A 20,774-nucleotide genomic window follows, 5' to 3' on the forward strand; every position below is an offset into this window, starting at 1 on the left:
CCCCATGGCCACCCTGCTCGACCACTGCTCCCTGGTCCGCTCCAAGAACGCCGGCCCCTTCACCCTCACCTTCGACTTCATGTGCCACGACCAGCACGCCTACGACGCGCTCGTCGCCACCGGCTTCCTGAACGAGAACCTCTTCGCCACCCTCTTCGACACCGACCCCCAGGACATCCTCGTCGTCAACCACCCCCTGGCCCTGGCCGTCAAGGTCTCCCTCCCGCGGCCCACGGTCCAGGGCAGCCTTCACGACACCGACTGCTACGCCGGCCAGCAGTACGCCCCCCTCATGGACATGGACATCGACCCAGCCTGACAAGAGCGCGGAAGCCGAAGCCGAATACGCCGAAGCCGAATACGAAGACCTGCCGGCCCACCTTCGCCCGCACCGCCCTCACGCTCACGGGACAGCCCCGCCTCACCCGGCCGTGTTCCGCACTCACACGCAGCCTCGTCCACCTCGCCGCAGGGAGGCGTTCGGCGGCCGGCTGCTCCGTCGCCGACCGCGCCTCCAGCCGCACGGCGGCCACGGCTGTCCGAGGGCATACGGTATCGAGGAGATCGTCCGCGACCTGCGGGTCCGCCAGATCCTGGAAGGAACCAACGAGATCATGCGCGTCATCGTGGCCCGCGGCCTGACGGAGGGATTCGGATGACCGACGTCACGTTCCACACCACGGGCCGGGCCGCCCACATCACCCTCAACCGGCCCAAGGCCATCAACGCCCTCACCCACGACATGGTGCTCCGCATCGACGAGGCACTCACCCGCTGGGAACTCGATCCAGTTGTCGAGACCGTCGTCATCACCGGCGCCGGAGAACGGGGCTTGTGCGCGGGCGGCGACATCCGCGCCATCCATGACGACGCCCGCGACGGCGACGGCTCGGCGTCGGCCGCCTTCTGGCGCGACGAGTACCGGCTCAACGCCCGCATCGCCCGCTACCCGAAGCCCTACGTCGCCGTCATGGACGGCATCGTCATGGGCGGCGGCGTCGGCGTCTCCGCGCACGGCAGCTTCCGCATCGTCACCGAACGCTCCCGTGTCGCCATGCCCGAGACCGGCATCGGCTTCGTGCCCGACGTCGACGGTACCTACCTCCTCGCCCGCGCTCCCGGCGAACTGGGAACCCATCTCGCCCTGACCGGAGCCCAGTTGGGCGCGGCCGACGCCCTGCAATGCGACCTCGCCGACCACTACGTACCCTCGCAGTCGCTGCCCGAAATGCTCACCGCACTCGCCGACGCACCGGTACGCGAGGTCATCGGCCGATTCGCACGAGAAGCGCCCCCCGGCGAACTCGCCCTCGCCCAGGCCTGGATCGACGACTGCTACCCGGCGCCTACCGTCGAGGGCATCATCGAACGCCTCCTCGCCCACGGCGACAGCGCGGCGAAGCAGACCGCCGAGATGCTGCTCACCAAGTCACCCACCGCGCTGAAGGTCACCCTCGCCGCGCTCCGCCGCGCCCGCCAACTGGGCCCGCTGGAGAACGTGTTGGATCAGGAGTACCGCGTCTCCTGCCACGCCCTGACCGCCCCCGACCTGGTGGAGGGCATCCGCGCCCAGGTCATCGACAAGGACCGCGACCCGCACTGGTCACCGCCCACACTCGAAGAGGTCGCCGACGCGGACGTCGAGCGCTTCTTCGCACCCCTCGGCGACCGCGAACTCGGCCTCGCCTCACCGGACAAGACCCCTGAGGTCCCGCGGTGAGCAGGACCGTGGTGATCATCATGCTGTCCGCCGAGGCGGTCGGCAGGGCCGACCGGGTTGCCTGATCAGGGAGAGGCAGCGAGTCCCGATTGCCGGTATCCGGCAGAATTCCCGCCTCCGGTCTCGATCACCAACAACTGGTAAAGCAGAGTAAAGGACCTGTATGGTTCCTATCGGTGTGCCGGGAAGCCTGGTCGGCGAATAGGGGATCACTCTCTCTTCCGATCGGGGGCGTAAGCGATGGGGCTCGTGATGGTGTCCGGGGCCGCGCCCCTCTCCGCCTCCTCCTTCTTCTCAGTCGGCGGACGTCGCCCTCTGGTCGTCGTCGGCCATCCACTGATTTCCCGGCTGCCCTTGATGTCGACGGCGCGCGTCGCGGCCCGCGGGGACTCCGGTGGGGACGGTGCGGGCACCTGGCACGCCACCCCGCATCACATCACCAGCCACCGCCGAACCCGTCTCGGAAGTCTGCGGAAGATCGTGATTCATGATCCCCGGCCTAATCGTCAGAGAGGAACAAGGAGACAGCACATGGGTACTCCACGCTTGAGCAGTACGCCGTTGCCGGGGATCGGTGTCCGTTACGACCTGACGACACGTGAGCAGCGCCGTGTGTCGGTGGTCGCGCACCGGGACGGCGAACGCACCCTGAACGCGTACCGCACGGACGATCCGGACGCCTGTGCCCTGTCGGTACGGCTGACGGCGGGGGAGACGACGGCACTCATCGACGCCCTGCTGCCCTCGCACCACAGCCCGAGTCTGCTGTCCACCACGGAACTGGGGTTGGTCGCGGAGCGCGTGCAGTTGTCGGTGCTCTCGTACTGGAACGGGCGGCTGCTGGGCGAGACCCGGATGCGTACCGAGACCGGCGTCTCGATCGTGGCCGTACTGCGCCGGGCCGAGGCCATCCCTTCCCCGGCCCCGGACTTCCGGCTGGCCGGTGGGGACACTCTGATCGTGATCGGCACGCGCGAGGGCGTCGAGTCGGCCGCGGCGATACTCGGGCGGGAGTGAACCGGTGCATTCATCCGCGAGGTTCCTGATCGAGTTCGGTGCGATCATCCTGGCACTGGGGCTGCTGGGCCGGTTCGCCGCGCGTTTCCAGTTCTCCCCGATACCGCTCTATCTGCTGGCCGGGCTGGCCTTCGGCGAGGGCGGCCTGTTGCCCCTGGGCACCAGCGAGGAGTTCGTGGCCATCGGCGCCGAGATCGGCGTCGTCCTGCTGCTGTTGATGCTGGGCCTGGAGTACTCGGCCAGCGATCTCGTCTCCAACCTCAAGACCCAGTACACCGCCGGTCTCGTCGACGCCGCCCTCAACGCCCTGCCCGGTGCCGCCATGGCGCTGCTGCTCGGCTGGGGACCCGTCGCCGCGGTGGTACTGGCCGGGGTCACGTGGATCTCCTCCTCCGGTGTCATCGCCAAGGTCCTCGGAGACCTGGGCCGCCTCGGCAACCGCGAGACCCCTGTCATCCTCAGCGTCCTGGTCCTGGAAGACCTCTCCATGGCCGTCTACCTGCCGATCATCACCGCCCTGTTGGCCGGCACGGGCCTCGCGGCGGGCAGTCTCACCCTGGCCGTGGCGCTCGGCGCGGCGGCACTCGTCCTGCTCGTCGCGGTCCGCTACGGCCGCCACATCTCCCGTTTCGTCTCCAGCGACGACCCCGAGAAGCTGCTGCTGGTCGTCCTGGGCCTGACCCTGCTGGTCGCCGGTCTCGCCCAGCAGCTCCAGGTCTCCGCCGCCGTGGGCGCGTTCCTGGTCGGCATCGCCCTCTCCGGCGAGGCCGCCGAGGGCGCACACAACCTGCTCTCCCCGCTGCGGGACCTGTTCGCCGCCGTGTTCTTCGTCTTCTTCGGCCTGCACACCGACCCCGCGAGCATCCCGCCCGTCCTGCTGCCCGCGCTCGCCCTGGCGGTCGTCACCGCCGGCACGAAGATCGCCACGGGCTACTGGGCGGCCCGGCGCGCCGGGATCTCGGCGAAGGGCCGCTGGCGCGCGGGCGGCACGCTGGTCGCCCGGGGCGAGTTCTCCATCGTCATCGCCGGACTCGCCGTCACCGCCGGTATCGAGCCCTCCCTCGGCCCTCTGGCGACGGCGTACGTGCTGATCCTGGTCATCGTCGGCCCGCTCACCGCCCGGTACACCGAGCCCCTGGCCACGCTGCTGACCGGGCGGCGGCGGGGCACGTCCGCCTCCGACGCGCAAGGAGCGGCGCAGAACGCGGCCGAGGAACCGTACGAAGTGGCCTAGAACCGTGCCGCTCGGTGGCCGTTGCCCTGCCCCCGATCGTCACCAGCCCGTCAGCAGCAGGTGGTTGAGGAGCAGGGCCAGGACGGCCTGTGCCGTGAGCCAGGCGCGGGGCCGGGGCAGGAACGCGCACGCGGGGAGCAGCCACATCGCGAACGGCAGCCAGATGCGTTCCGTCTCCGCCTTGCTCATGCCGGAGAGGTCGGCGACGAGAAGGGCGAGCAGTGCGGCGAACACGAGCAGCGCGAGCCGGGGTTCGGGCGCTGCCGTACGGAAACCGCCCCGGAGGTCCCGGAGGCCGGGACGTGCTGGCGCGGCGCCCGACCGCCGCAGCCCCGCGACCGTCGCCGGGCCCACGATCAGCGCGGTGCAGGCCAGGTTCGCCCACACCCAGTAGCCGTAGGGCCGGGTCCCGCCGATGCCTTCGTAGTAGCGGGTGATCAACAGGTGGTACGACTCCCACCAGTTGAAGCCGAGGAGCGTGAACACGGCGGGGACGACAGCGAGTCCGGCGACGACGTACGGGAGCGGGCGAAGCCGTCGGTGGCCCAGCAGCAGCGCGGCGCCCGCGATCGCGGCGAACAGGGTCAGGCCGTAGGAGAGGTACGCGGTGAGGCCGAGGAGGAGGCCGGAGGTGAGGCCGGCGGAGCGCGGCCGATTGCCCGTGACCGCGAGGGCGAGGAAGGCGACGGACCAGGCGGCGACCGCCGCGAAGTAGCCGTCGGCCGAGGTGCCCATCCACACGGCGGCCGGGGCGAGGACGAGGAAGGGGGCGGCGCGGCGGGCGAGTGCCTCGCCGGCGAGGACGCGCACGGTGACGAGGACCGCGGTGGCGGCGGTCGCCCCGACGGTGATGCACCAGACGCCCGCCCAGGCGCCGCCGCCGAGTCCGATCCGGTCGAGGAGGACGAAGGTGACGGTGGCCGCGGGAGGATGCCCGGCGATGTGCGCGGGCCAGGGGGCGGGGGAGTGGCTGAGGATGTGGTGGGTGAAGTCGCGCAGGGTGGCGGGAATGTCGTGGAAGCGGCCGATGACCGTGAGGTATTCGTTCGTGGTCGTCAGCCGTCCGGCGATGCCGAGCTGCCAGCCGTCGACCAGGGCCAGGGAGAACGTCCAGGCCATGGCGGTGCCCCAGGCGGCGAACAGCAGCGGCCGCCAGGGCAGTCGGGCGGCGAGGGCGGGACCGTGGGCGACAACGGCGACCGCGACCGCGAGCGCCGCCGGGGTGCCGGGGCCGACGTGCGGGTCCCACTGGGCGAAGACGGGTGGCCAGCGGACGAAGAGCGAATGGTCACGGCGCTGGACAGCGGTGCCGACCAGGACGGCCACCAGGACGAGCAAGGCCGCGACGAGGGCTGCGGCCAGGTCGCGGACGAGGTCGCGTCGGTCGCCCGGTACGTCATGGGGACTTTCGGAGGGGCGGACACGGGGACGGTCGCGGAGAAGATCGCGGTTCACATCGACACGCTAGGTCGGAGGGCGCCGGGTGGAGCCGCCGCCGGAGTGGACGTCAGGGTTTCGTCATGGTTTGTGAACCCGTTCGGGGGTGTCCCCGGCCTACCGTCGGGTCATGCCACGCTCTCCCTCCTCACCCGCCTTCTGGCGCAGCCCGCTGCGCGGTCCCTGGTTCACCTCCGTGCTGGGCGCCGTGCTGCTCGTCGGGATCACGGTGCTGTTCGTGACGGGCCTGGTTTCGTACGCCGCCTACAACCCGGATCTGTCGCCGGTGAACGACCAGACCCCGGACAAGGGACTGCTCGGCTTCTATCTCTTCTCCTGGCCGACGCACCCGTCCTGGCTGTACCGCCTCACGCAGGGCGTCCATGTCACCCTCGGCGTCGCGCTGATCCCCGTACTGCTGGCCAAACTCTGGTCGGTCGTGCCGAAGCTGTTCGCCCTGCCGCCCGCCCGCTCCCTCGCCCATGCCCTGGAACGGCTCTCGCTGCTTCTCCTCGTGGGCGGCGCCTGTTCGAGTTCACCACCGGCGTCCTCAACATCCAGCTGGACTACATCTTCCCCGGCTCCTTCTACCCCCTGCACTTCTACGGCGCCTGGGTCTTCTTCGCCGCCTTCCTCGCGCACGCCGTGCTGAAGACACCCCTGGCGCTGCGCAACCTGCGCCACCTCCGGGACCAACAACCGTCAGAGGAAGGGGAGTTGGTGTCCCCGAATCCCGCCGAGCCCACGGTCTCGCGGCGCGGCGCCCTCGCTGTGGTGGGCGGCGGATCGCTGCTCCTGCTCGGCACGACGGCGGGCCGCAGCTTCGACGGACCGCTGCGGCAGACGGCGGTCCTCGCACCGCACGGCGGGCCGGAACCGGGCGGCGGTCCAGGCGGGTTCCAGATCAACAAGACGGCCGCCTACGCGGGCATCAGCCCGACGGAGACCGGAGAAGAGGCGTGGCGGCTGGTCGTGACCGGGCGCGACGGCCGCACCGTCCGGCTCGGCCGCCCCCAGCTCCTCCGACTCGCCCTCCACAGCTCGGCGTTGCCCATCGCCTGTGTGGAGGGCTGGTCGACCTCGGACCAGTGGTGGCGGGGTGTACGACTGCGGGACCTGGCCGCGCTGGTCGGACACGACGATGCCGTGGACGTCCTCGTGGAGTCGTTGCAGCGCCACGGGGCGTTCCGGCGCGCGGCCCTGCGCGCCAACCAGGTCGCCGACCCGCGTTCCCTGCTCGCCCTGTCCGTCAACGGCGAGGACCTCACCCCCGACCACGGCTACCCGGCGCGCGTCATCGTCCCCGCGGCGCCCGGCGTGCTCAACACCAAATGGGTGGCCCGGATGACGTTCGGAGACCTGTGATGCGCATTCCGTTCAGGCGGCCGCCCCTCGGCAGCCCGTTGCAGATCCTTCTCCTCGCCTGCTCGTTCGCGCTCGCCGGGTACGCGGGGGTGCGGCTGCTCGCGGACGACTGGTTCGGGGTGGCGCTGTGGTTCGTGGGCGCGGCGCTGCTGCACGACCTGGTGCTGGTGCCGCTGTACGCGGGGGCGGACCGGGCCCTCGCGGGAGCGCTGGGGGCGGTCGGCCGCCGGACCTGGACGGTGTACGTCCGGGTCCCGGCCATGCTGTCCGGCCTCCTGCTGCTGGTGTGGTTCCCGTTGATCAGCGGGCAGGTGGCGGACCACTACCGGTCGGCGGCCGGCCTGTCCGGCGACGGGTTCCTGGCCCGCTGGCTGCTGGTCACCGCGGTGCTGTTCGGCGGCTCGGCCGCGCTGCTCGTCCTGCGGTTGCGCAGGGCGAGGAAGGAGCGACCGTCGGCCGTCCACTGACCGTCCGGGCGCCACCCCGCCCGGCGGGCGTGGCGCAGCAGGGCAGGGGTGCCCAGGCGGGCCCAGGGGAAGGCGGTGCCGGAGGCGCCGCGGCCATCGGCGACGTGCACCTGCACGCGTTCGTCGACATCGACCGGGGCGGTCTCGGCGATCAACAGTCCGTCGGGGGCGAGGAGTTGGGACACCCGTCGGAGCAGGGCGTGGGGGTTGCCGCCGATACCGACGTTGCCGTCGACGAGGAGGGCGGTGTCCCAGCGGCCCTCGCCGGGGAGGGGTTGGAAGACGGACCGGCGCAGTGCCTGCCCGCCGAGGCGGACGGTGTGCGCGACGGCGGCCTCGCTGACGTCGACACCCAGCGCCCGCCATCCCCGCGCGGCGAGCGCCGCCACCAGCCGCCCGGGTCCGCACCCCACGTCGAGCACGGCCCCCTCGCACCGCCCCAGCACCTCCAGGTCCGCGGCATCGGCTTCGGCGCACCACCGCTCGACCTCCAGGGGCAGCAACCAGCCGTCGCTGCGGCGCAGGTAGAGGGGACCGCGTCCGGCCCGCAGAGCGTCGGTGTACGGATCGGCGGACCAGGGGAGTGCCGTGACGTCGAGCGGTGCGGAGGGCTGCCGCCCGGCGGTCGGCGCGGGGCGCTCGCCGAGATCCGCCTTCGGGTGACCGGCGAGACTCGGCGCGGGGTGGTTCATGAGGGCGGTCGCCGGGCTCCCGTTCGCCGTCGGCCGCTCCGTCCCGTGTCCGGCGCTCACCGGGCAACTGCCGTGTGCAGCCTCGCCAGTTCGCGTGCGAATCGCCCCTCCGGTGCTTCGGCGGCGACCAGTTCGGCGTCGTGGGCCGTGTCGACGTCGCGCAGACTCGGCAGATCGTGGACGCGGAGACCCCCGGCCGTGAGCCGGCGGCGCTGCACGGCACCGGTGGTGGATGTCGACATCGGTACGCCGCGCAGGAGTGCGGGGTCGGGTTCGGCGAGGCCCAGGGCCCAGAACCCGCCGTCCTCGGCCGGGCCGAAGTAGGCGTCGCAGTCGGCGAAGTCGACGGTCAGGAGTTCGGGCGTCACCTGCGGGGTGTCCATCCCGATGAGCAGCGCGGGCCCGTCGCAGCCCGCGAAGGCGGCGGCCAGCCGTTCGTCGAGCCCGCCGTCGCACTGCGGTACGACGTCGAAGCCCGGCGGCAGCCAGGGCCCCGGCGCTCCGGCGAGCACCAGCACCCGCCGCCGTGCGGGCGTCGCCAGCACCACGTGCAGGGTGTCGACCAGCGACGCCTCGGCGAGCGCGGCGGCCTCGTCGGGCGTGAACGGCGGAGTGAGCCGGGTCTTCACCCGTCCCGGGAGCGGTTCCTTGGCGATGACAAGAAGGGTGGTCACAGGGAGTTCGCTCCTTGCGGTGCGGAGAAGGAGCCGGTGGTCGACCCGCCCGTGGCTGCCGGGGGCTCGGCCAGGACGCGGCGCATGTCCCGCACCGCCTGCCAGGTTCCGCGCCAGGTCCCGGTGACCTTGGAGGCGCCGGTGCGCGGCAGATACGGCACATCGTGCTCGGCCACCCGCAGGCCGGCGTCCGCGGCGCGCACGACCATCTGGAGCGGGTAGCCGCTGCGACGGTCCGTCAGGCCGAGGGCGAGCAGATCCGCGCGGCGTGCCGCACGCAGCGGGCCGAGGTCGTGCAGGCGCAGTCCGGTGCGGCGGCGCAGCATCCCGGCCAGCGCGATGTTGCCGGCCCGGGCGTGCGCGGGCCAGGCGCCTCGTCCCCGCGGACGGCGCCGCCCGAGCACCAGGTCCGCCTCGCCGTCCCGCACTTCGCGGACGAAGGGCGCCAGCAGGGACGGGTCGAGCGAGGCGTCGCAGTCGCAGAAGCACACGATGTCCGCGGTGGCGGCCAGCAGTCCGGCGTGGCAGGCGGCACCGAATCCGCGGCGCTCCTCCTGCACGACGGTGGCGCCGAGGCTGCGGGCCAGTTCCGCCGAACCGTCCGTGGAGCCGTTGTCCACGACGAGGGCACGCCAGCCGGCCGGGATGCGGGCGAGTACCCAGGGCAGGGCCTCGGCCTCGTTCAGACAGGGGAGGACCACGTCGACAGGCGCCGGGTCCGGTTCCGTTGCGGGGAAGGTCGTCACGGCTTTTACCCTACGGGCGAGAATCGGACATATCGGGCTTCCGGTCCTTACGAAACGCGGACGTCGAGGCAGGGGAAAGGGTGGCGGGCGTGCCCCGTGAGTCGTTGTCGCCAGGGTCGGCCCGATGCCCGTGGAACGTCGCCGCACGTTCTGACTGCCGGTCAGCAACCCCTCCAGCTGGCCTTCTCCCGCCCCGCGCTCCTGCCGCTTCGAGCCACGTCGAAGTGTTTCCGTGCCGTCTGTCGCGGTGCGAAACTGAATACATTCGACCCAAGAATGAACTCATGAGCATCTATTGCTCTGAAACGGTCGATAAGTGGACGAAGCGGCAAGCGAACAGCGGAGCACGGGGGATGACATGCGGATGACGCTGGAATCGGGGAAATGCCGGAAGTCGACGCTCGCGGGGTCGGCGGTCGCATTACGGCGGCGGCCGTGACGGCCCGGGTGTTCGTCGTCGACGGCCACCCGCTCTTCAGGGCCGGAGTGCGGCAGGCCGTGGAGGACGCGGCCGACCTGGAGATGGCGGGAGAGGCGGCCACGGGGGAGGAGGCGGTCGTGGCCCTGCGGGACGGTCATGTGGTCGCCGATGTCGTCCTCATGGACCTGCTGCTGCCGGGCTGTTCGGGCATCGAGGCGACACGGGCCATCGTCGCGGACGCACCGGCCGGACCGGACGCGCCGAGGGTGCTCCTCATCTCGGGGTCGGCCGAGGACGACGCGGTCGTGGCGGCCCTGCGGGCGGGCGCGCGGGGCTACATGGTCAAGGGGGCTCCGGGCGAGGAACTGGTGCGGGGCGTGCGGACGGTGGCGCAGGGCGGGGCGGTGTTCAGCGCGGCCGTCGCCGACCGCCTCGGCCGCTATTTCAACGCCGTCCACGACATGCCCTTCCGGGCCGCCTTTCCCGATCTCACCGAGCGCGAGCGCGAAGTGCTCGACCTGGTCGCGCGGGGCCTGAGCAACCGCCGTATCGCCCGCGAGCTGGTCCTGTCGGAGAAGACCGTGCGCAACCACGTCTCCCGGGTGTTCGCCAAGCTCCGGGTCGCGGACCGGGTGGAGGCGGCGATCCGGGCCCGGGACGCGGGGCTCGGTGTCTGACCGGTCGGATGCGGGACCGGTCCGGGACCCGGCACCCAGGCGCCCGGGACCCGGGGCCTCCTAGCGTGAACGTGCTCGGGAGATACGGGGCGAGCCGGGGCCCGCGCCCCCGTTCCCGTCTCTCCTTCCTGATCGAGTCATAGGGAGCAGGTGAGACGAACATGGAGACGAACGACGTTTACGAGCCGCCCGCGCTGGAAGAGATCGGCGGCTTCGCGGAACTGACCATGGCCTTCGGGCCGTGCATCGAGAACGACTTCTTCTGGGGCACCTCCTGGATCTGCTGATCCGGCGGACCCACTGACAGGAGTCGGGCCGCAGTGCCCGCAACGGCCGGTGGTGGAGGCGACATTCCTCCGCCACCGTGCCGCTCCTGTTCCCGCGGGGCACCGCTCGCCGCGCAGCCTCCGCCGGTGACCTTCGCCCGGCATCCGCTGTCCCACCCTCGCGCCTCCACCGCTGACGGGCGTGCAGCCCGAACCGTACGAAGGGACCTGCCCCGCCATGGATTTCGTCGTGTTGCCCGACAGCCCGGCCACGCCGGCGGTGGCCGAATCGCTGACTCGTGCCCCGGATATCCGGTTGGTCCACCATGCCTCGGGGCGCCCCTGGCTCGTGGGCCGCTGGGCGGACGAGGAACTGACGCTGGTGAGCGTCGGGGACCGGCGCCTGGCCGTCCTGGGCCGCTCGACCGTGGACCGGCACCGCGTGGAACGCGCACTGGCCCAGGCGCGATCCCTGGGCCAACTCGACGACGTGGCACGCTCGTTGCCCGGCTGCTTCCACCTCGTCGCCTCCTTCGACGGATGGACGCGGGCCCAGGGAAGCCTGTCCACCGCACGGCAGATCTTCTACGCCGACGTCGGAGGCCTCACCGTGGCCGCCGACGGTCCGCGCCGACTCGCGCAATGGGCGAGCACCCTGCGGGGTGGCGACGGTACCCCGGCCGTCGACCAGGACCTCCTGGCGCTGCGCCTGCTGACCCCGGTCCCACCCTGGCCGCTCTCCCTGCGCCCGGTGTGGTCGGGGGTGTCCGCGCTCGACGTGGGCTGCCGGCTGGAGCTGGACTCGGACGGCGGCGCTCGTGAAGTCCGATGGTGGCGGCCGCCGGAGCCCGACGTACCGACGGAACAGGCGGCCGAACGCATACGTGAGGCCCTGCTCGCCGGCGTCGGAGCGCGTACCGGTGCCACCGTCAGCGCCGATCTGTCCGGTGGCATGGACTCCACCAGTCTCTGTTTCCTGGCCGACGCGACGGGCGCCGACCTCGTCACTCACCATTGGAAACCGCAGGACCGGGCGAACGACGACACCGAATGGGCCGAACGCGCCGCGCGTCGGCTGCCCGCCGCCCGGCACCGCGTCGGTGCCGACCGGAACGGCCCGACCTGGTACGAGACGACGGTCACCGCCGACTCCGGTCATGAGGAGGGACCGCTGCCCTGGGCCCGCAACCGCGCCCATATGCGGCGACTGCTCTCCACCATGGCCGCGGACGGATCGCGCTGCCACCTCCTGGGGATCGGCGGGGACGAACTGTTCGGCGTCCTCCCCACCGCCCTGTGGTCGCTGGTCCGCGACCATCCGCTCGGCAGCCTCTCCAGGATCCACCGCTTCCGGGTCCTCAACCGCTGGACCCTGACGTCGACCGTACGCGGTCTCGCCGACCGCACCTCCTTCGCCGCGTGGCTGCGGTCCACCGCCGACCGGCTGACCGAACCGGCGCCGGGCCCGGGGGACGCGCTGCTCGGCTGGGGCTGGGAACCCCGGCTGCCGCCCTGGGCGACCGTCGAGGCCGTCGACGCCGTACGCCGGCTGCTGCGGGAGACCGCCGAACGGGAGCACCCCGATCCGCACCATCGGGACCGGGCCCAGCACCAGATGCTCGACATCGTCGTCCAGTCCGGCACCGCCATGCGCCAACTCGACGCTGCCTTCGATGACTTGGGGGTCGCCTGCGAGGCGCCGTTCCTCGACGACCGGGTCGTCGAGGCCGCTCTGTCCGTGCGGATCGAGGACCGGCTGGTGAGCGGGGACTTCAAACCGATGCTGCGGCGAGCCGTGCGCGGCATCGTGCCCGAGGAGATCCTGGCCCGCCGCAGCAAGGGAGAGTTCAGCGCGGAGGCGTTCCAGGGCATGCGCCGCAACCGCGGGGATCTGCTGGACCTCTGCGACGACCTGCGGCTGTCCCGGCTCGGCCTGGTCGACCCCGACGCGCTGCGCACCGCACTGCTCGGCCCCAAGTCCCAATCCCGGCAGCTTGTCCCGTACGAGAACACGCTGGCCTGCGAGAGCTGGCTGCGGTCCGTGACGGCACCCGCGACCCTGGCTGGAGAGACCCCATGACCCTCGCTCTGAAACCCGACGTCACCGTCACCGACACCGAGGACGGCCTCGTCCTGCTCGACCAGCGCAGCGGCCGGTACTGGCAGCTCAACCGCTCCGGCGCGACCACGCTGCGGCTCCTCCTCGACGGGCGCACCCCCGAGGAGACCGCCGACTGGCTCACCCGGCACCACCCCGATGCCGCCGGACGTGCCCTCACCGACGTACGGACACTGCTCGCCGCCCTGGACCGGGCCCGGCTGGTGGTGACGGCATGAGCATGCAGGTCGTCGGAGAGACCGGGACCCGGCTGCCCTGGCACCGGCAGCTGAGCGCACGGGCGGCCGTGGGCGCGGCCCGCGTACTCGTGCTGCTGCCCCCGCGCCGACTGCGCCAGGTGCTGACCGTGGCGGCCCGCGGGTCCCGCGCCGCCGGCCACGCACAGGCCCTCGACGCCCGCCGTGCGGTGGTCACCGTCAGCGCCCGCTGCGCCGGCCGGGGCTGTCTGCAACGCTCGGTCGCCACCGTGCTGCTGTGCCGGCTGCGGGGCCGATGGCCCGACTGGTGCACGGGATTCCGCACCCAGCCGTTCCGCGCCCACGCCTGGGTGGAGGTCGGCGCACAGGCCGTCGGGGAGTCCGGAGACGTGGCGCTCTTCCACACCGTCATGAGCGTCCGGCACCGCGACGGGGGTCCTCGATGAACACGGTCGGCGCCCCAAGTACCCGCCGCCGTAAAGGAGTTGCCGACGACGGCGTAGCCGTCCTGGCCGACGGACTGACCAGGGCGTACGGCGACCGCCAGGCGGTCAGCGGCCTCGACCTGGCCGTCCCCACCGGCCAGACCTTCGGCTTCCTCGGCCCCAACGGCGCGGGCAAGAGCACCACCATCGGCATGCTGTCCACCCTGCTGCGCCCCACGTCCGGTCGGGCGGTGGTGGCCGGTTACGACGTGACACGCGAGCCCCACGAAGTGCGCCGCCGTATCGGCCTCGTCTTCCAGGAGTCCACCCTCGACGTCGACCTGACCGCCATGGAGACCCTGCGCTTCCACGCCGACCTGTTCGGCATTCCCCGCGCGAATCGGCTCGACGTGATCATGGGCATGCTGGAACTGGTGGACCTGGCCGAGCGCCGGCACGCCCCCGTCCGGACCTTCTCCGGCGGTATGCGACGGCGCTTGGAGATCGCCCGAGGTCTGCTGCACACGCCCCGCGTGCTGTTCCTCGACGAACCCACGACCGGCCTCGACCCGCAGACCCGCGCCGCCATCTGGGACCATCTGCGCCGACTGCGACAGGAGCGGGAGGTCACCGTCTTCCTCACCACGCACCAGCTGGAGGAGGCCGAACACTGCGACCGCATCGCCATCATGGACGAGGGCGAACTGGTCGCGGACGGAACTCCCGCCAGAATCAAGGCCGTTGTCGGCTCCGACCTCATCACCGTACGCACCGCCGACGACCCCGCGGCGGCCCTGGCCCTGCGCGAACGCCTCGGCCTGGAGGCGGAGTCGGACCCGGAAGGGCTGCGTGTCAGGGTCGCCGACGGAGCCGCCTGGGTGCCCAGGATCTGCGACGCCGTTCCTCTGCCGGTGCACTCGGTGACCGTGACACCGCCGACGCTCGACGACGCCTTTCTGCACCACACCGGCCGCACCATCCGGGAGGCCGACACCGAGCCGACCGGCTTTCCGACGCCCGCTTCGAGGAGGTGACCATGAGGACGACAACAGATGCGGCAGACACAGCGACTGCCGCCGACATGGCGGACACGGCAGTCCGGCCCGGCAGCACCGACGGCGCCGCTCGACCGGGACGTCTCGTCGCGGATCTGCGCGCCGTCCGGGTGCTGTGGGAGCGGGAGGTGATCCGCTTCAGCCGCAACCGGCTGCGGATCGCCATGAGCGTCATCATGCCGATGATGTTCCTGTTCGTCTTCGGCACCGGCCTCAACTCGGCGGTGTCCGGCAAGCACGACGCGATGAGCGACTTCCGGGCCTTCTTCTTCCCCGGCGTCCTCCTCATGGCGGTGCAGGCACCGGCCATGGCCGCGGGCGCGTCTATCGTGTGGGACCGGCAGGCCGGATTCCTGCGCCAACTGCTCGTGGCCCCCGTCCGCCGCACCCCGTTGCTGACCGGAACCTGCCTCGGCGGCGCGACCGCGGGCCTCGGCTACGCGATCCCCGTCCTGTCCCTCGCCGGGCTGGTCGGCGTCCCCTACCGGCCCGAACTCGTCCTCGTCCTGGGGGAGTTGGGGCTCATCGCCTTCGCGTTCACGTCGCTGGGTGTCCTGGTGGCCGTCTGCGCCAGGCGGCCCGAGACCTTTCAGGTCGTCATCGGGCTGTGCATGATGCCGCTGCTGTTCCTGTCCGGTGCGGTTTTCCCGGCGAGCGGACTGCCCGGCTGGCTGGGCACCGTCGTAGGGCTCAATCCGCTCACCTACGCGGTCGACGCGCTGCGCCGTACCCTCCCAGGAGTTGGCGTGTCAGGACTCGGTGGGCGGGCGGCCGGGCCGCGCTGGGGGGACTGGACCCCGTCGGTGGCGGCGGAGTTGGGATGCGTGGCGGCTCTGGCAGCGGTGGCGCTGGCCTTCGCCACCTACCGCTTCTCCCGCAGTGAGTGAGTCGCATCCGGCGGGGCGTGACGGCGCGGCGGGGCGGTGGAGGCCAGCCTCCACCGCCCTGCCGTGCCGTCCCCGTCCCCGTCAGCTGATCCCTCGCGGATACGGGTAGGACTGGAAGTCGGCGTCGAGCCTGCGCGGACCGCGCGGCAGCCACGAGGCGGCGAACCGTACGACGGTCTCCCGAGGCAGCGGTGAACTCGGCGTCTGGGTCGTGGGCTTGGCCACCGACTGAAGCGCCCACGCGTACGCCATGAGCGGAGCGAACGCCGTCCAGCGGGGTCGGTCGATGCCCAGCAGCATCATCGCCCGCATGTAGGCGAACCACGTGTGGTAGCCGGGGGGAGGAACGGTGGGCAACGAGTCCATGGTGTGCACCGGCGAGTGGACGCTCTCCCGGCGCGGGTCGTAGAGCACCCCCTCGCCGAAGCAGGCGAAGGCGCCGACCAGTCGCGGGTCATAGGGCCGGTACAAGCTGTCGAACACACCGAGCTGGATGTCCGAGATCACCCGGAGGGATTCCTCGACGGGCGCCATGAAGTCCCGGTAATTGCCCGGGTAGTCAGGGGACTTGCTCATCTCCTGCCACAGCCCCCGTACTCCGCCTTCGATGTTGCCGCCGACCTGTAGACCGACGGCTTTGTAGGCGGCGAGCAGTTCGGGTGACGGGTGATAGAGAGCGACCTCGTCGAGCTGGTACCAGACCTCGTTGGCCCGGCGGTCGCCCAGCATGCCGGGCACGGGCGGCAGGGCCGGTGTCCGCTCGGTACCCGTGCCGGTGGTGGCCCGTGCCGGGGCGACACCTGTCACCGCCAGGCCGGCCAGGGCGGCCGCGCCGGCGGAGGCGCGGAGCAGTTGTCGGCGGCCGGGGTTCCGGTCGGGCGATGGGTCCAGTGGTCGGTCGGGTCGGTTCGACATGGAGGATTGCCCCGCTTCCGGTCGTGGTGCGCCCGCGTGGGCCGGGCATGTCGCCGCCCACGGGCCGCCACGCTAGGACGCCGCACGTCCCGGGCACGTGGGCCGGTTGTCCTCTCCGTGTCCCGGCCATCGGGCTCCTCGCGCCGGGGCCCGTACGGCAGTTGAAGGCGCAGCTCCGAAAGGGCGGGAAGGGGCGGTGCGGGCCGACGAGACCGGGGCATCGGCCAGACGGTCCGCTCAGGCTTGACCTTGACGTGCGCGTCAACTCTTAACGTCGGTGGGCGCCGCGCGAGGTGTGCGGCGCTCCCGCAACCCGTCAGGAGCCCGCAGATGCCTCCGTCGACCATCCCCGCCACGCACCGCGAGGTCCGTCTCGCCTCCCGCCCCCAAGGCGCCCTGGAACCAGCCCACTTCACCGTCGCGGAGGTCCCCGTCCCGGAGCCGGGACCCGGTCAACTGCTGGTCCGCAACACCCTGATGGGCGTCGCGGCCTCCCTGCGCACCCTGATGGGGGAACACGCCGGTCTGCCGATGCCGTCGTTCGAGATCGGCGGGGCGCTGTCGGCTCCGGCCGTCGGCGAGGTGGTGACGGCCCCCGAGGGCGGGACCCCGCGCCCCGGTGATCTGGTGTCGCACTGGGCCGGGTTCCGCGAGTACGCCGTGGTCGACGCGGACGCGGTGCAGCCCGTCGACCTGACGGTGTTCCCGGACCCGGTGGCCTACCTCTCCCAGGGACCGTCGGCCTGGATCGCGGTCGTCCGGGGCGCCGAAGTACGCGACGGGGACACGGTGTTCGTCTCCGGCGCCGCGGGCGGACTCGGCGCCCTGGCGGGGCAGTTCGCCCGGCAGCGCGGCGCCGGCCGGGTCATCGGCAGCACCAGCTCCCGGCGCAAGGCCGACTACCTGATCGAGACACTGGGCTACGACGCGGTCGTGCTGCGCGGCGCCGAACCCATCGAGGAGCAACTGCGCAAGGCGGCACCGGACGGCATCGACGCGGTCGTGGACAACGTCGGCGGGGAGCAGCTGCGGGCCGCGCTGGCCCTGGCCCGCCCCGGTGCCCGGGTGGGACTGATCGGAGCGCTCTCCGCACAGGTGCCGGGCGAGATCACGGCACCCGTCGAGATCGACACGTACTCCCTCATCGTGCGCGGCATCCAGCTCCGCGGCATCAGCGGCGCGCGCAACCGGGACGCGCTGGCGGAATACCCGGAGACGTTCGGCCGTTGGCTGCGCGAGGGCTCGGTCACCGTCCCGCACACCCGCCTGTCCGGAATCGACCAGGCACCGCGCGCCCTGATCGAACTGCTCGAAGGACACCACATCGGCACGGTGGTCGTGGAGTTGTAGTCGTCGGCCACCCCACTCCTGGAGGACGGATGCGCATCGGCGACGCGGCGGCGGCCGTGGGTGTCACCACCCGCACCCTGCGCTACTACGAGCAGCGCGGCCTGGTCACGGCACGGCGTACGCCGTCGGGACAGCGGGAGTACGACGAGGAGGACGTACGCCGACTCCACGCCGTGCGCGAGCTGTTGGACTCGGGCCTCACCATCGGCGATGTGCGCGTCCTCATCGACATCCTCGACGCGCTGCCCGAACGGCCGGCCGTGCCACCTGTGCGCACCGGGCCCTACGCGGACACCTGCGTCGTCCCCCAGGTGGCGATCCGCCGGCTGGCCGAACTCGACGCCCATATCCGGGGGTTGACGGAGGTGCGGGACCGGCTGGCCGACCGGCTCGACCTGCGTTTCGGGATACTGGTCGGTGAACTCATCGGCCTGGCCGCGCCGTTGAGCGATCCGTCCGCCGGGTCCTGACACCGCCGTCGCCCACGGTCCGCGCCCTGAGGGGCTTTCGGCGGCTCACGTTTTGCGCCAGGACGGCCTCGGACTCTCCGCGCTCCGCAGGGCGGCGGTCGCGCTTTCCCCGGCCCTCGCGATGGGCGTCTCGTCGTCCCTCGCCCGACGCGAGAAGGGCTGTCCGGGCTCGTCCCCGGCGGACCGGTCCCGCGTCGACCGCGGCCCGGGATTCGGCGACTCGGCTCGGCCCCGCCGCGCCCTGTGCGAGAGCGCGGTGTGCGGGCACGGGGAATGTCGGATACTCGTGATCGGCGGGGCACGCGGGTGCTGTGCCTACAGGAGGTGCGCTGGCGCATGGAGAGACCTCGGCGCGTCCTGGACGGGCGGATTCCCACCTGGCTCCGCGACCACGATCCGGGACTCGCGGCGACCCGAAAGGCCGCGCGCACCGCGCTCGTGATGCCCCTCCTGTTCGCCGTGTGCAGTCAGGTGCTGCATTCCGCGACGATGGCGACCTACGCGGCGTTCGGGTCGTTCTCGATGCTCCTGCTGGTGGAGTTCACCGGCCCCATGGTGCAGCGGCTGCGCGCCCACGTGGGTCTAGCCGTGGCCTGGGCGGTGCTCATCTGCCTCGGCACGCTGGTGGCCCGGACGACCTGGCTCGCGGTGACCGCCATGGTCGTGGTGGGCTTCCTGGTGCTCTTCTCCGGTGTGGTCAGCTCCGTCCTCGCGGGCGCGACCACCTCGCTGCTGCTGGCCTTCATCCTCCCGGTGACCTCTCCCGCCCCGCTGTCACAGCTGCCCGACCGGCTCGCCGGAGCGGGCCTCGCGGCGGCGGCCGCCCTGCTCGCGATCTCCTTGCTGTGGCCCCGGCCCGCCGCGGACCCGCTCAGCGCACCCGCCGCCCGGGTCTGCCGCGCGGCGGCGGCGCAACTGCGTACCGACGCCTCCTGGCTGGCCGGCGGGACGGACGCGCCCACCACCCGGCAGTGCGAGGTCACCGCCGGTCAGGCCGCGGCAGCGGCGGCGGACCTGCGCACCGCCTTCGACGCCACGCTCTACCGGCCCACGGGTCTGTCCGCCGGGTCCCGCGCCCTGGTCCGGCTCGTCGACGAACTGACCTGGCTGAGCGCCATCGTGGCCGACAGCGGCCCGCCCCGCGATGAGCGCCAGGCCTGCGACGCCGACGCGCACACCGTCCGGCGCGCCGTGGCCACGGCCCTGGACGCGGCGGCCGACCTCCTCGAAGCACCGCGCACCCCACCCGACGCGCTCCGCGCCGCCCTCGCGGAGCTGCGTACGGCTATGGACGGCATGGAGGTCCGCGCCACCCACCGACTCCCCGTGCACCTGCCCAAGCCCGGCACGGAGCCGGAGGTCCGCGCCTTCATCGAGACCCTCGATCTGTCGTTCCGCGCCCAGGAGTTGGGGTTCGCCACTCTCCAGATCGCCGGCAACGTGGACCTGGCCGCGGCCGCCGAGCGCCGCAGCTGGCCCGAACGGCTGCTGGGCACCGAACCTGGCGCACTGACCCAGCCGCTCGGCTCCGCCGTCGAGCGCGCGGCCGCGCACCTGGAACCGCGCTCCGTCTGGCTGCACAACAGCCTCCGGGGGGCTCTGGGACTCGGCATCGCGGTGGCGCTGGCCAACGAGACCGGTGTCCAGCACTCGTTCTGGGTACTGCTGGGAACCCTGTCCGTGCTGCGCTCCAACGCGCTCAACACCGGGCAGAACGCGCTGCGGGCGCTGGGCGGCACACTCGTCGGTTCGGTCATCGGGACCGGACTGCTCCAGCTCATCGGCCACCACAGCACCGTGCTCTGGTTCCTGCTCCCCGTGGCCGTGCTCATCGCCGGCATCGCGCCCGCCGCCATCTCGTTCGCGGCGGGGCAGGCGGCCTTCACCGTCACCCTGGTCATCCTGTTCAACATCGGCCAGGACCCGGACTGGCACATCGTGCTGCTGCGGATCGAGGACATCGCCCTCGGCTGCGGGGTGAGCGTGCTGGTCGGCCTGTTCTTCTGGCCGCGCGGCGCCGCGGCCGCCGTGGACCGGGCACTGTCGGCGGCGTACACCGAGAGCGCCCGCTACCTGGCCGACACGGTGGAGTACGCGGCGAGCCGGTGCAGCATCGGCTGCATTCCGACCGATGCCCCGGTGGAGGCCGGACGGCAGGCCGCCGCCGCGTCCCGGCGGCTCGACGACGCCTTCCGTAGCTACCTCGCCGAACGGGGCGCCAAGCCTGTACGCCTCTCCGACATGACCACGCTGGTCACCGGGATCGTAGGACTGCGTCTCGCCTCGGACGCGGTGCTGGAGCTGTGGCAGCGCAACGGCGGTGAGGAGCGGATGGAACCCGACCGTTCCGAGGCCCGGCTCACGCTGCTCGACACGGCCGACCGCGTGGCCGACTGGTACCGGGGCCTGGCCGAAGGGCTCAGCCGGCACACCGCCGCGCCGGCGCCGCTGTCCCGCGACCCCGAGGAGGAGGCGCGCCTGGTCCACTCCCTGCGCCGTGACCTGCGCGGTGACGACGGACACGCCACGGCCACCGCCGTCCGCATCATCTGGACCGCCGACCACCTGAACGCGGCCCGCCGCCTTCAGTTCGGCCTCGCGGCGGCGGCGAAGCCGAGCGATCCGGCGTGACGGCGGTGG

At 72.2% G+C, this 20,774-nt stretch carries 19 protein-coding genes and 2 pseudogenes; 16 read left to right on the forward strand and 5 right to left on the reverse strand.

The window, feature by feature from the left end:
* Positions 1 to 4 precede the first annotated feature (4 nt).
* From ACIRB1_RS35005 to ACIRB1_RS35025, 5 genes and pseudogenes are all read left to right on the forward strand, one after another.
* Entirely contained in the window at positions 5 to 319 is a 315-nt protein-coding gene (locus tag ACIRB1_RS35005; RefSeq protein WP_403468282.1) for a DUF4387 domain-containing protein, read from the forward strand.
* A 170-nt stretch (positions 320 to 489) separates the two neighbouring features.
* A pseudogene (locus ACIRB1_RS35010) lies at positions 490 to 659 on the forward strand (acyl-CoA dehydrogenase family protein); the annotation flags it as partial.
* Entirely contained in the window at positions 656 to 1,720 is a 1,065-nt protein-coding gene (locus ACIRB1_RS35015; RefSeq protein WP_403468283.1) for an enoyl-CoA hydratase/isomerase family protein, read from the forward strand. The pseudogene ACIRB1_RS35010 and the gene ACIRB1_RS35015, both read left to right, overlap by 4 nt.
* A 531-nt stretch (positions 1,721 to 2,251) precedes the next feature.
* Positions 2,252 to 2,737 carry a cation:proton antiporter regulatory subunit gene (locus tag ACIRB1_RS35020; RefSeq protein ID WP_403468284.1) on the forward strand — a complete coding sequence of 162 codons (486 nt, stop codon included), beginning with the start codon at positions 2,252 to 2,254 and terminating at the stop codon, positions 2,735 to 2,737.
* Positions 2,738 to 2,741: 4 nt separating this feature from the next.
* The gene (locus ACIRB1_RS35025; protein ID WP_403468285.1) at positions 2,742 to 3,971 is read left to right on the forward strand and encodes a cation:proton antiporter; all 1,230 of its coding nucleotides are present in this window, start codon (positions 2,742 to 2,744) and stop codon (positions 3,969 to 3,971) included.
* 39 nt (positions 3,972 to 4,010) lie between these two features.
* Here the strand turns inward: ACIRB1_RS35025 and ACIRB1_RS35030 are convergent, their stop codons facing one another.
* On the reverse strand, positions 4,011 to 5,426 hold the full coding sequence (locus tag ACIRB1_RS35030) for a hypothetical protein (RefSeq protein ID WP_403468286.1): 1,416 nt from the start codon (positions 5,424 to 5,426) through the stop codon (positions 4,011 to 4,013).
* 112 nt (positions 5,427 to 5,538) lie between these two features.
* Here ACIRB1_RS35030 and ACIRB1_RS35035 point away from each other — a divergent pair.
* Positions 5,539 to 6,773: pseudogene (locus ACIRB1_RS35035) on the forward strand (molybdopterin-dependent oxidoreductase).
* Positions 6,774 to 7,095: 322 nt separating this feature from the next.
* On the opposite strand, the gene ACIRB1_RS35040 reads toward ACIRB1_RS35035, so the two are convergent.
* Genes ACIRB1_RS35040 through ACIRB1_RS35050 form a run of 3 tightly spaced genes read right to left on the reverse strand, consistent with a single transcriptional unit; the run spans position 7,096 to position 9,352 of the window.
* A complete protein-coding gene (locus tag ACIRB1_RS35040) occupies positions 7,096 to 7,932 on the reverse strand; it encodes a class I SAM-dependent methyltransferase (protein ID WP_403468386.1) in 837 nt (278 codons plus the stop codon).
* A gap of 56 nt (positions 7,933 to 7,988) precedes the next feature.
* The gene (locus ACIRB1_RS35045) at positions 7,989 to 8,606 is read right to left on the reverse strand and encodes a DUF2064 domain-containing protein (protein ID WP_403468287.1); all 618 of its coding nucleotides are present in this window, start codon (positions 8,604 to 8,606) and stop codon (positions 7,989 to 7,991) included.
* Entirely contained in the window at positions 8,603 to 9,352 is a 750-nt protein-coding gene (locus tag ACIRB1_RS35050) for a glycosyltransferase family 2 protein (RefSeq protein ID WP_403468288.1), read from the reverse strand. Before ACIRB1_RS35050 ends, ACIRB1_RS35045 begins: the two co-directional genes overlap by 4 nt.
* A 384-nt stretch (positions 9,353 to 9,736) precedes the next feature.
* Here ACIRB1_RS35050 and ACIRB1_RS35055 point away from each other — a divergent pair, with 384 nt between their 5' ends.
* The 7 genes from ACIRB1_RS35055 to ACIRB1_RS35085 all read left to right on the forward strand — a co-directional run bounded on the left by ACIRB1_RS35055 (position 9,737) and on the right by ACIRB1_RS35085 (position 15,399).
* The gene (locus ACIRB1_RS35055) at positions 9,737 to 10,450 is read left to right on the forward strand and encodes a LuxR C-terminal-related transcriptional regulator (protein WP_403468289.1); all 714 of its coding nucleotides are present in this window, start codon (positions 9,737 to 9,739) and stop codon (positions 10,448 to 10,450) included.
* 161 nt (positions 10,451 to 10,611) lie between these two features.
* Positions 10,612 to 10,737: a lasso RiPP family leader peptide-containing protein gene (locus tag ACIRB1_RS35060; protein WP_352178508.1), complete on the forward strand. Its 126-nt coding sequence runs from the start codon at positions 10,612 to 10,614 to the stop codon at positions 10,735 to 10,737.
* 217 nt (positions 10,738 to 10,954) lie between these two features.
* Positions 10,955 to 12,796 (forward strand): asparagine synthase-related protein, encoded by a 1,842-nt coding sequence (locus ACIRB1_RS35065; protein WP_403468290.1) that lies wholly within the window; start codon positions 10,955 to 10,957, stop codon positions 12,794 to 12,796.
* The gene (locus ACIRB1_RS35070) at positions 12,793 to 13,053 is read left to right on the forward strand and encodes a lasso peptide biosynthesis PqqD family chaperone (RefSeq protein ID WP_403468291.1); all 261 of its coding nucleotides are present in this window, start codon (positions 12,793 to 12,795) and stop codon (positions 13,051 to 13,053) included. The genes ACIRB1_RS35065 and ACIRB1_RS35070 overlap by 4 nt, the downstream gene beginning before the upstream one ends.
* Positions 13,050 to 13,478 (forward strand): lasso peptide biosynthesis B2 protein, encoded by a 429-nt coding sequence (locus tag ACIRB1_RS35075; protein WP_403468292.1) that lies wholly within the window; start codon positions 13,050 to 13,052, stop codon positions 13,476 to 13,478. The genes ACIRB1_RS35070 and ACIRB1_RS35075 overlap by 4 nt, the downstream gene beginning before the upstream one ends.
* Positions 13,475 to 14,491: an ABC transporter ATP-binding protein gene (locus ACIRB1_RS35080; RefSeq protein ID WP_403468293.1), complete on the forward strand. Its 1,017-nt coding sequence runs from the start codon at positions 13,475 to 13,477 to the stop codon at positions 14,489 to 14,491. Before ACIRB1_RS35075 ends, ACIRB1_RS35080 begins: the two co-directional genes overlap by 4 nt.
* A 2-nt stretch (positions 14,492 to 14,493) precedes the next feature.
* Positions 14,494 to 15,399: an ABC transporter permease gene (locus tag ACIRB1_RS35085; protein ID WP_403468294.1), complete on the forward strand. Its 906-nt coding sequence runs from the start codon at positions 14,494 to 14,496 to the stop codon at positions 15,397 to 15,399.
* 81 nt (positions 15,400 to 15,480) lie between these two features.
* Here ACIRB1_RS35085 and ACIRB1_RS35090 read toward each other — a convergent pair whose 3' ends face one another.
* Positions 15,481 to 16,314, reverse strand: a complete 834-nt coding sequence (locus ACIRB1_RS35090) for a hypothetical protein (RefSeq protein ID WP_403468295.1) — start codon at positions 16,312 to 16,314, stop codon at positions 15,481 to 15,483.
* Positions 16,315 to 16,644: 330 nt separating this feature from the next.
* Here ACIRB1_RS35090 and ACIRB1_RS35095 point away from each other — a divergent pair, with 330 nt between their 5' ends.
* From ACIRB1_RS35095 to ACIRB1_RS35105, 3 genes are all read left to right on the forward strand, one after another.
* On the forward strand, positions 16,645 to 17,664 hold the full coding sequence (locus ACIRB1_RS35095; protein ID WP_403468296.1) for an MDR family NADP-dependent oxidoreductase: 1,020 nt from the start codon (positions 16,645 to 16,647) through the stop codon (positions 17,662 to 17,664).
* A 29-nt stretch (positions 17,665 to 17,693) separates the two neighbouring features.
* Positions 17,694 to 18,134 carry a MerR family transcriptional regulator gene (locus tag ACIRB1_RS35100; protein ID WP_403468297.1) on the forward strand — a complete coding sequence of 147 codons (441 nt, stop codon included), beginning with the start codon at positions 17,694 to 17,696 and terminating at the stop codon, positions 18,132 to 18,134.
* Positions 18,135 to 18,470: 336 nt separating this feature from the next.
* Positions 18,471 to 20,765, forward strand: a complete 2,295-nt coding sequence (locus ACIRB1_RS35105) for an FUSC family protein (RefSeq protein WP_352178517.1) — start codon at positions 18,471 to 18,473, stop codon at positions 20,763 to 20,765.
* Positions 20,766 to 20,774 lie beyond the last annotated feature (9 nt).

This window comes from Streptomyces sp. NPDC096013 (genome assembly GCF_044763565.1).
Classification (GTDB): domain Bacteria; phylum Actinomycetota; class Actinomycetes; order Streptomycetales; family Streptomycetaceae; genus Streptomyces.

Excerpts from the sequence above, each read along its gene's own strand:
- ACIRB1_RS35060 (WP_352178508.1), top strand. The coding sequence starts at position 10,612 with ATGGAGACGAACGACGTTTACGAGCCGCCCGCGCTGGAAGAGATCGGC.
- ACIRB1_RS35020 (WP_403468284.1), top strand. The coding sequence starts at position 2,252 with ATGGGTACTCCACGCTTGAGCAGTACGCCGTTGCCGGGGATCGGTGTC.
- ACIRB1_RS35005 (WP_403468282.1), top strand. The coding sequence starts at position 5 with ATGGCCACCCTGCTCGACCACTGCTCCCTGGTCCGCTCCAAGAACGCC.
- ACIRB1_RS35065 (WP_403468290.1), top strand. The coding sequence starts at position 10,955 with ATGGATTTCGTCGTGTTGCCCGACAGCCCGGCCACGCCGGCGGTGGCC.
- ACIRB1_RS35040 (WP_403468386.1), bottom strand. The coding sequence starts at position 7,932 with ATGAACCACCCCGCGCCGAGTCTCGCCGGTCACCCGAAGGCGGATCTC.
- ACIRB1_RS35080 (WP_403468293.1), top strand. The coding sequence starts at position 13,475 with ATGAACACGGTCGGCGCCCCAAGTACCCGCCGCCGTAAAGGAGTTGCC.
- ACIRB1_RS35055 (WP_403468289.1), top strand. The coding sequence starts at position 9,737 with ATGCCGGAAGTCGACGCTCGCGGGGTCGGCGGTCGCATTACGGCGGCG.
- ACIRB1_RS35100 (WP_403468297.1), top strand. The coding sequence starts at position 17,694 with ATGCGCATCGGCGACGCGGCGGCGGCCGTGGGTGTCACCACCCGCACC.
- ACIRB1_RS35070 (WP_403468291.1), top strand. The coding sequence starts at position 12,793 with ATGACCCTCGCTCTGAAACCCGACGTCACCGTCACCGACACCGAGGAC.
- ACIRB1_RS35090 (WP_403468295.1), bottom strand. The coding sequence starts at position 16,314 with ATGTCGAACCGACCCGACCGACCACTGGACCCATCGCCCGACCGGAAC.
- ACIRB1_RS35095 (WP_403468296.1), top strand. The coding sequence starts at position 16,645 with ATGCCTCCGTCGACCATCCCCGCCACGCACCGCGAGGTCCGTCTCGCC.
- ACIRB1_RS35085 (WP_403468294.1), top strand. The coding sequence starts at position 14,494 with ATGAGGACGACAACAGATGCGGCAGACACAGCGACTGCCGCCGACATG.
- ACIRB1_RS35015 (WP_403468283.1), top strand. The coding sequence starts at position 656 with ATGACCGACGTCACGTTCCACACCACGGGCCGGGCCGCCCACATCACC.
- ACIRB1_RS35105 (WP_352178517.1), top strand. The coding sequence starts at position 18,471 with ATGGAGAGACCTCGGCGCGTCCTGGACGGGCGGATTCCCACCTGGCTC.
- ACIRB1_RS35075 (WP_403468292.1), top strand. The coding sequence starts at position 13,050 with ATGAGCATGCAGGTCGTCGGAGAGACCGGGACCCGGCTGCCCTGGCAC.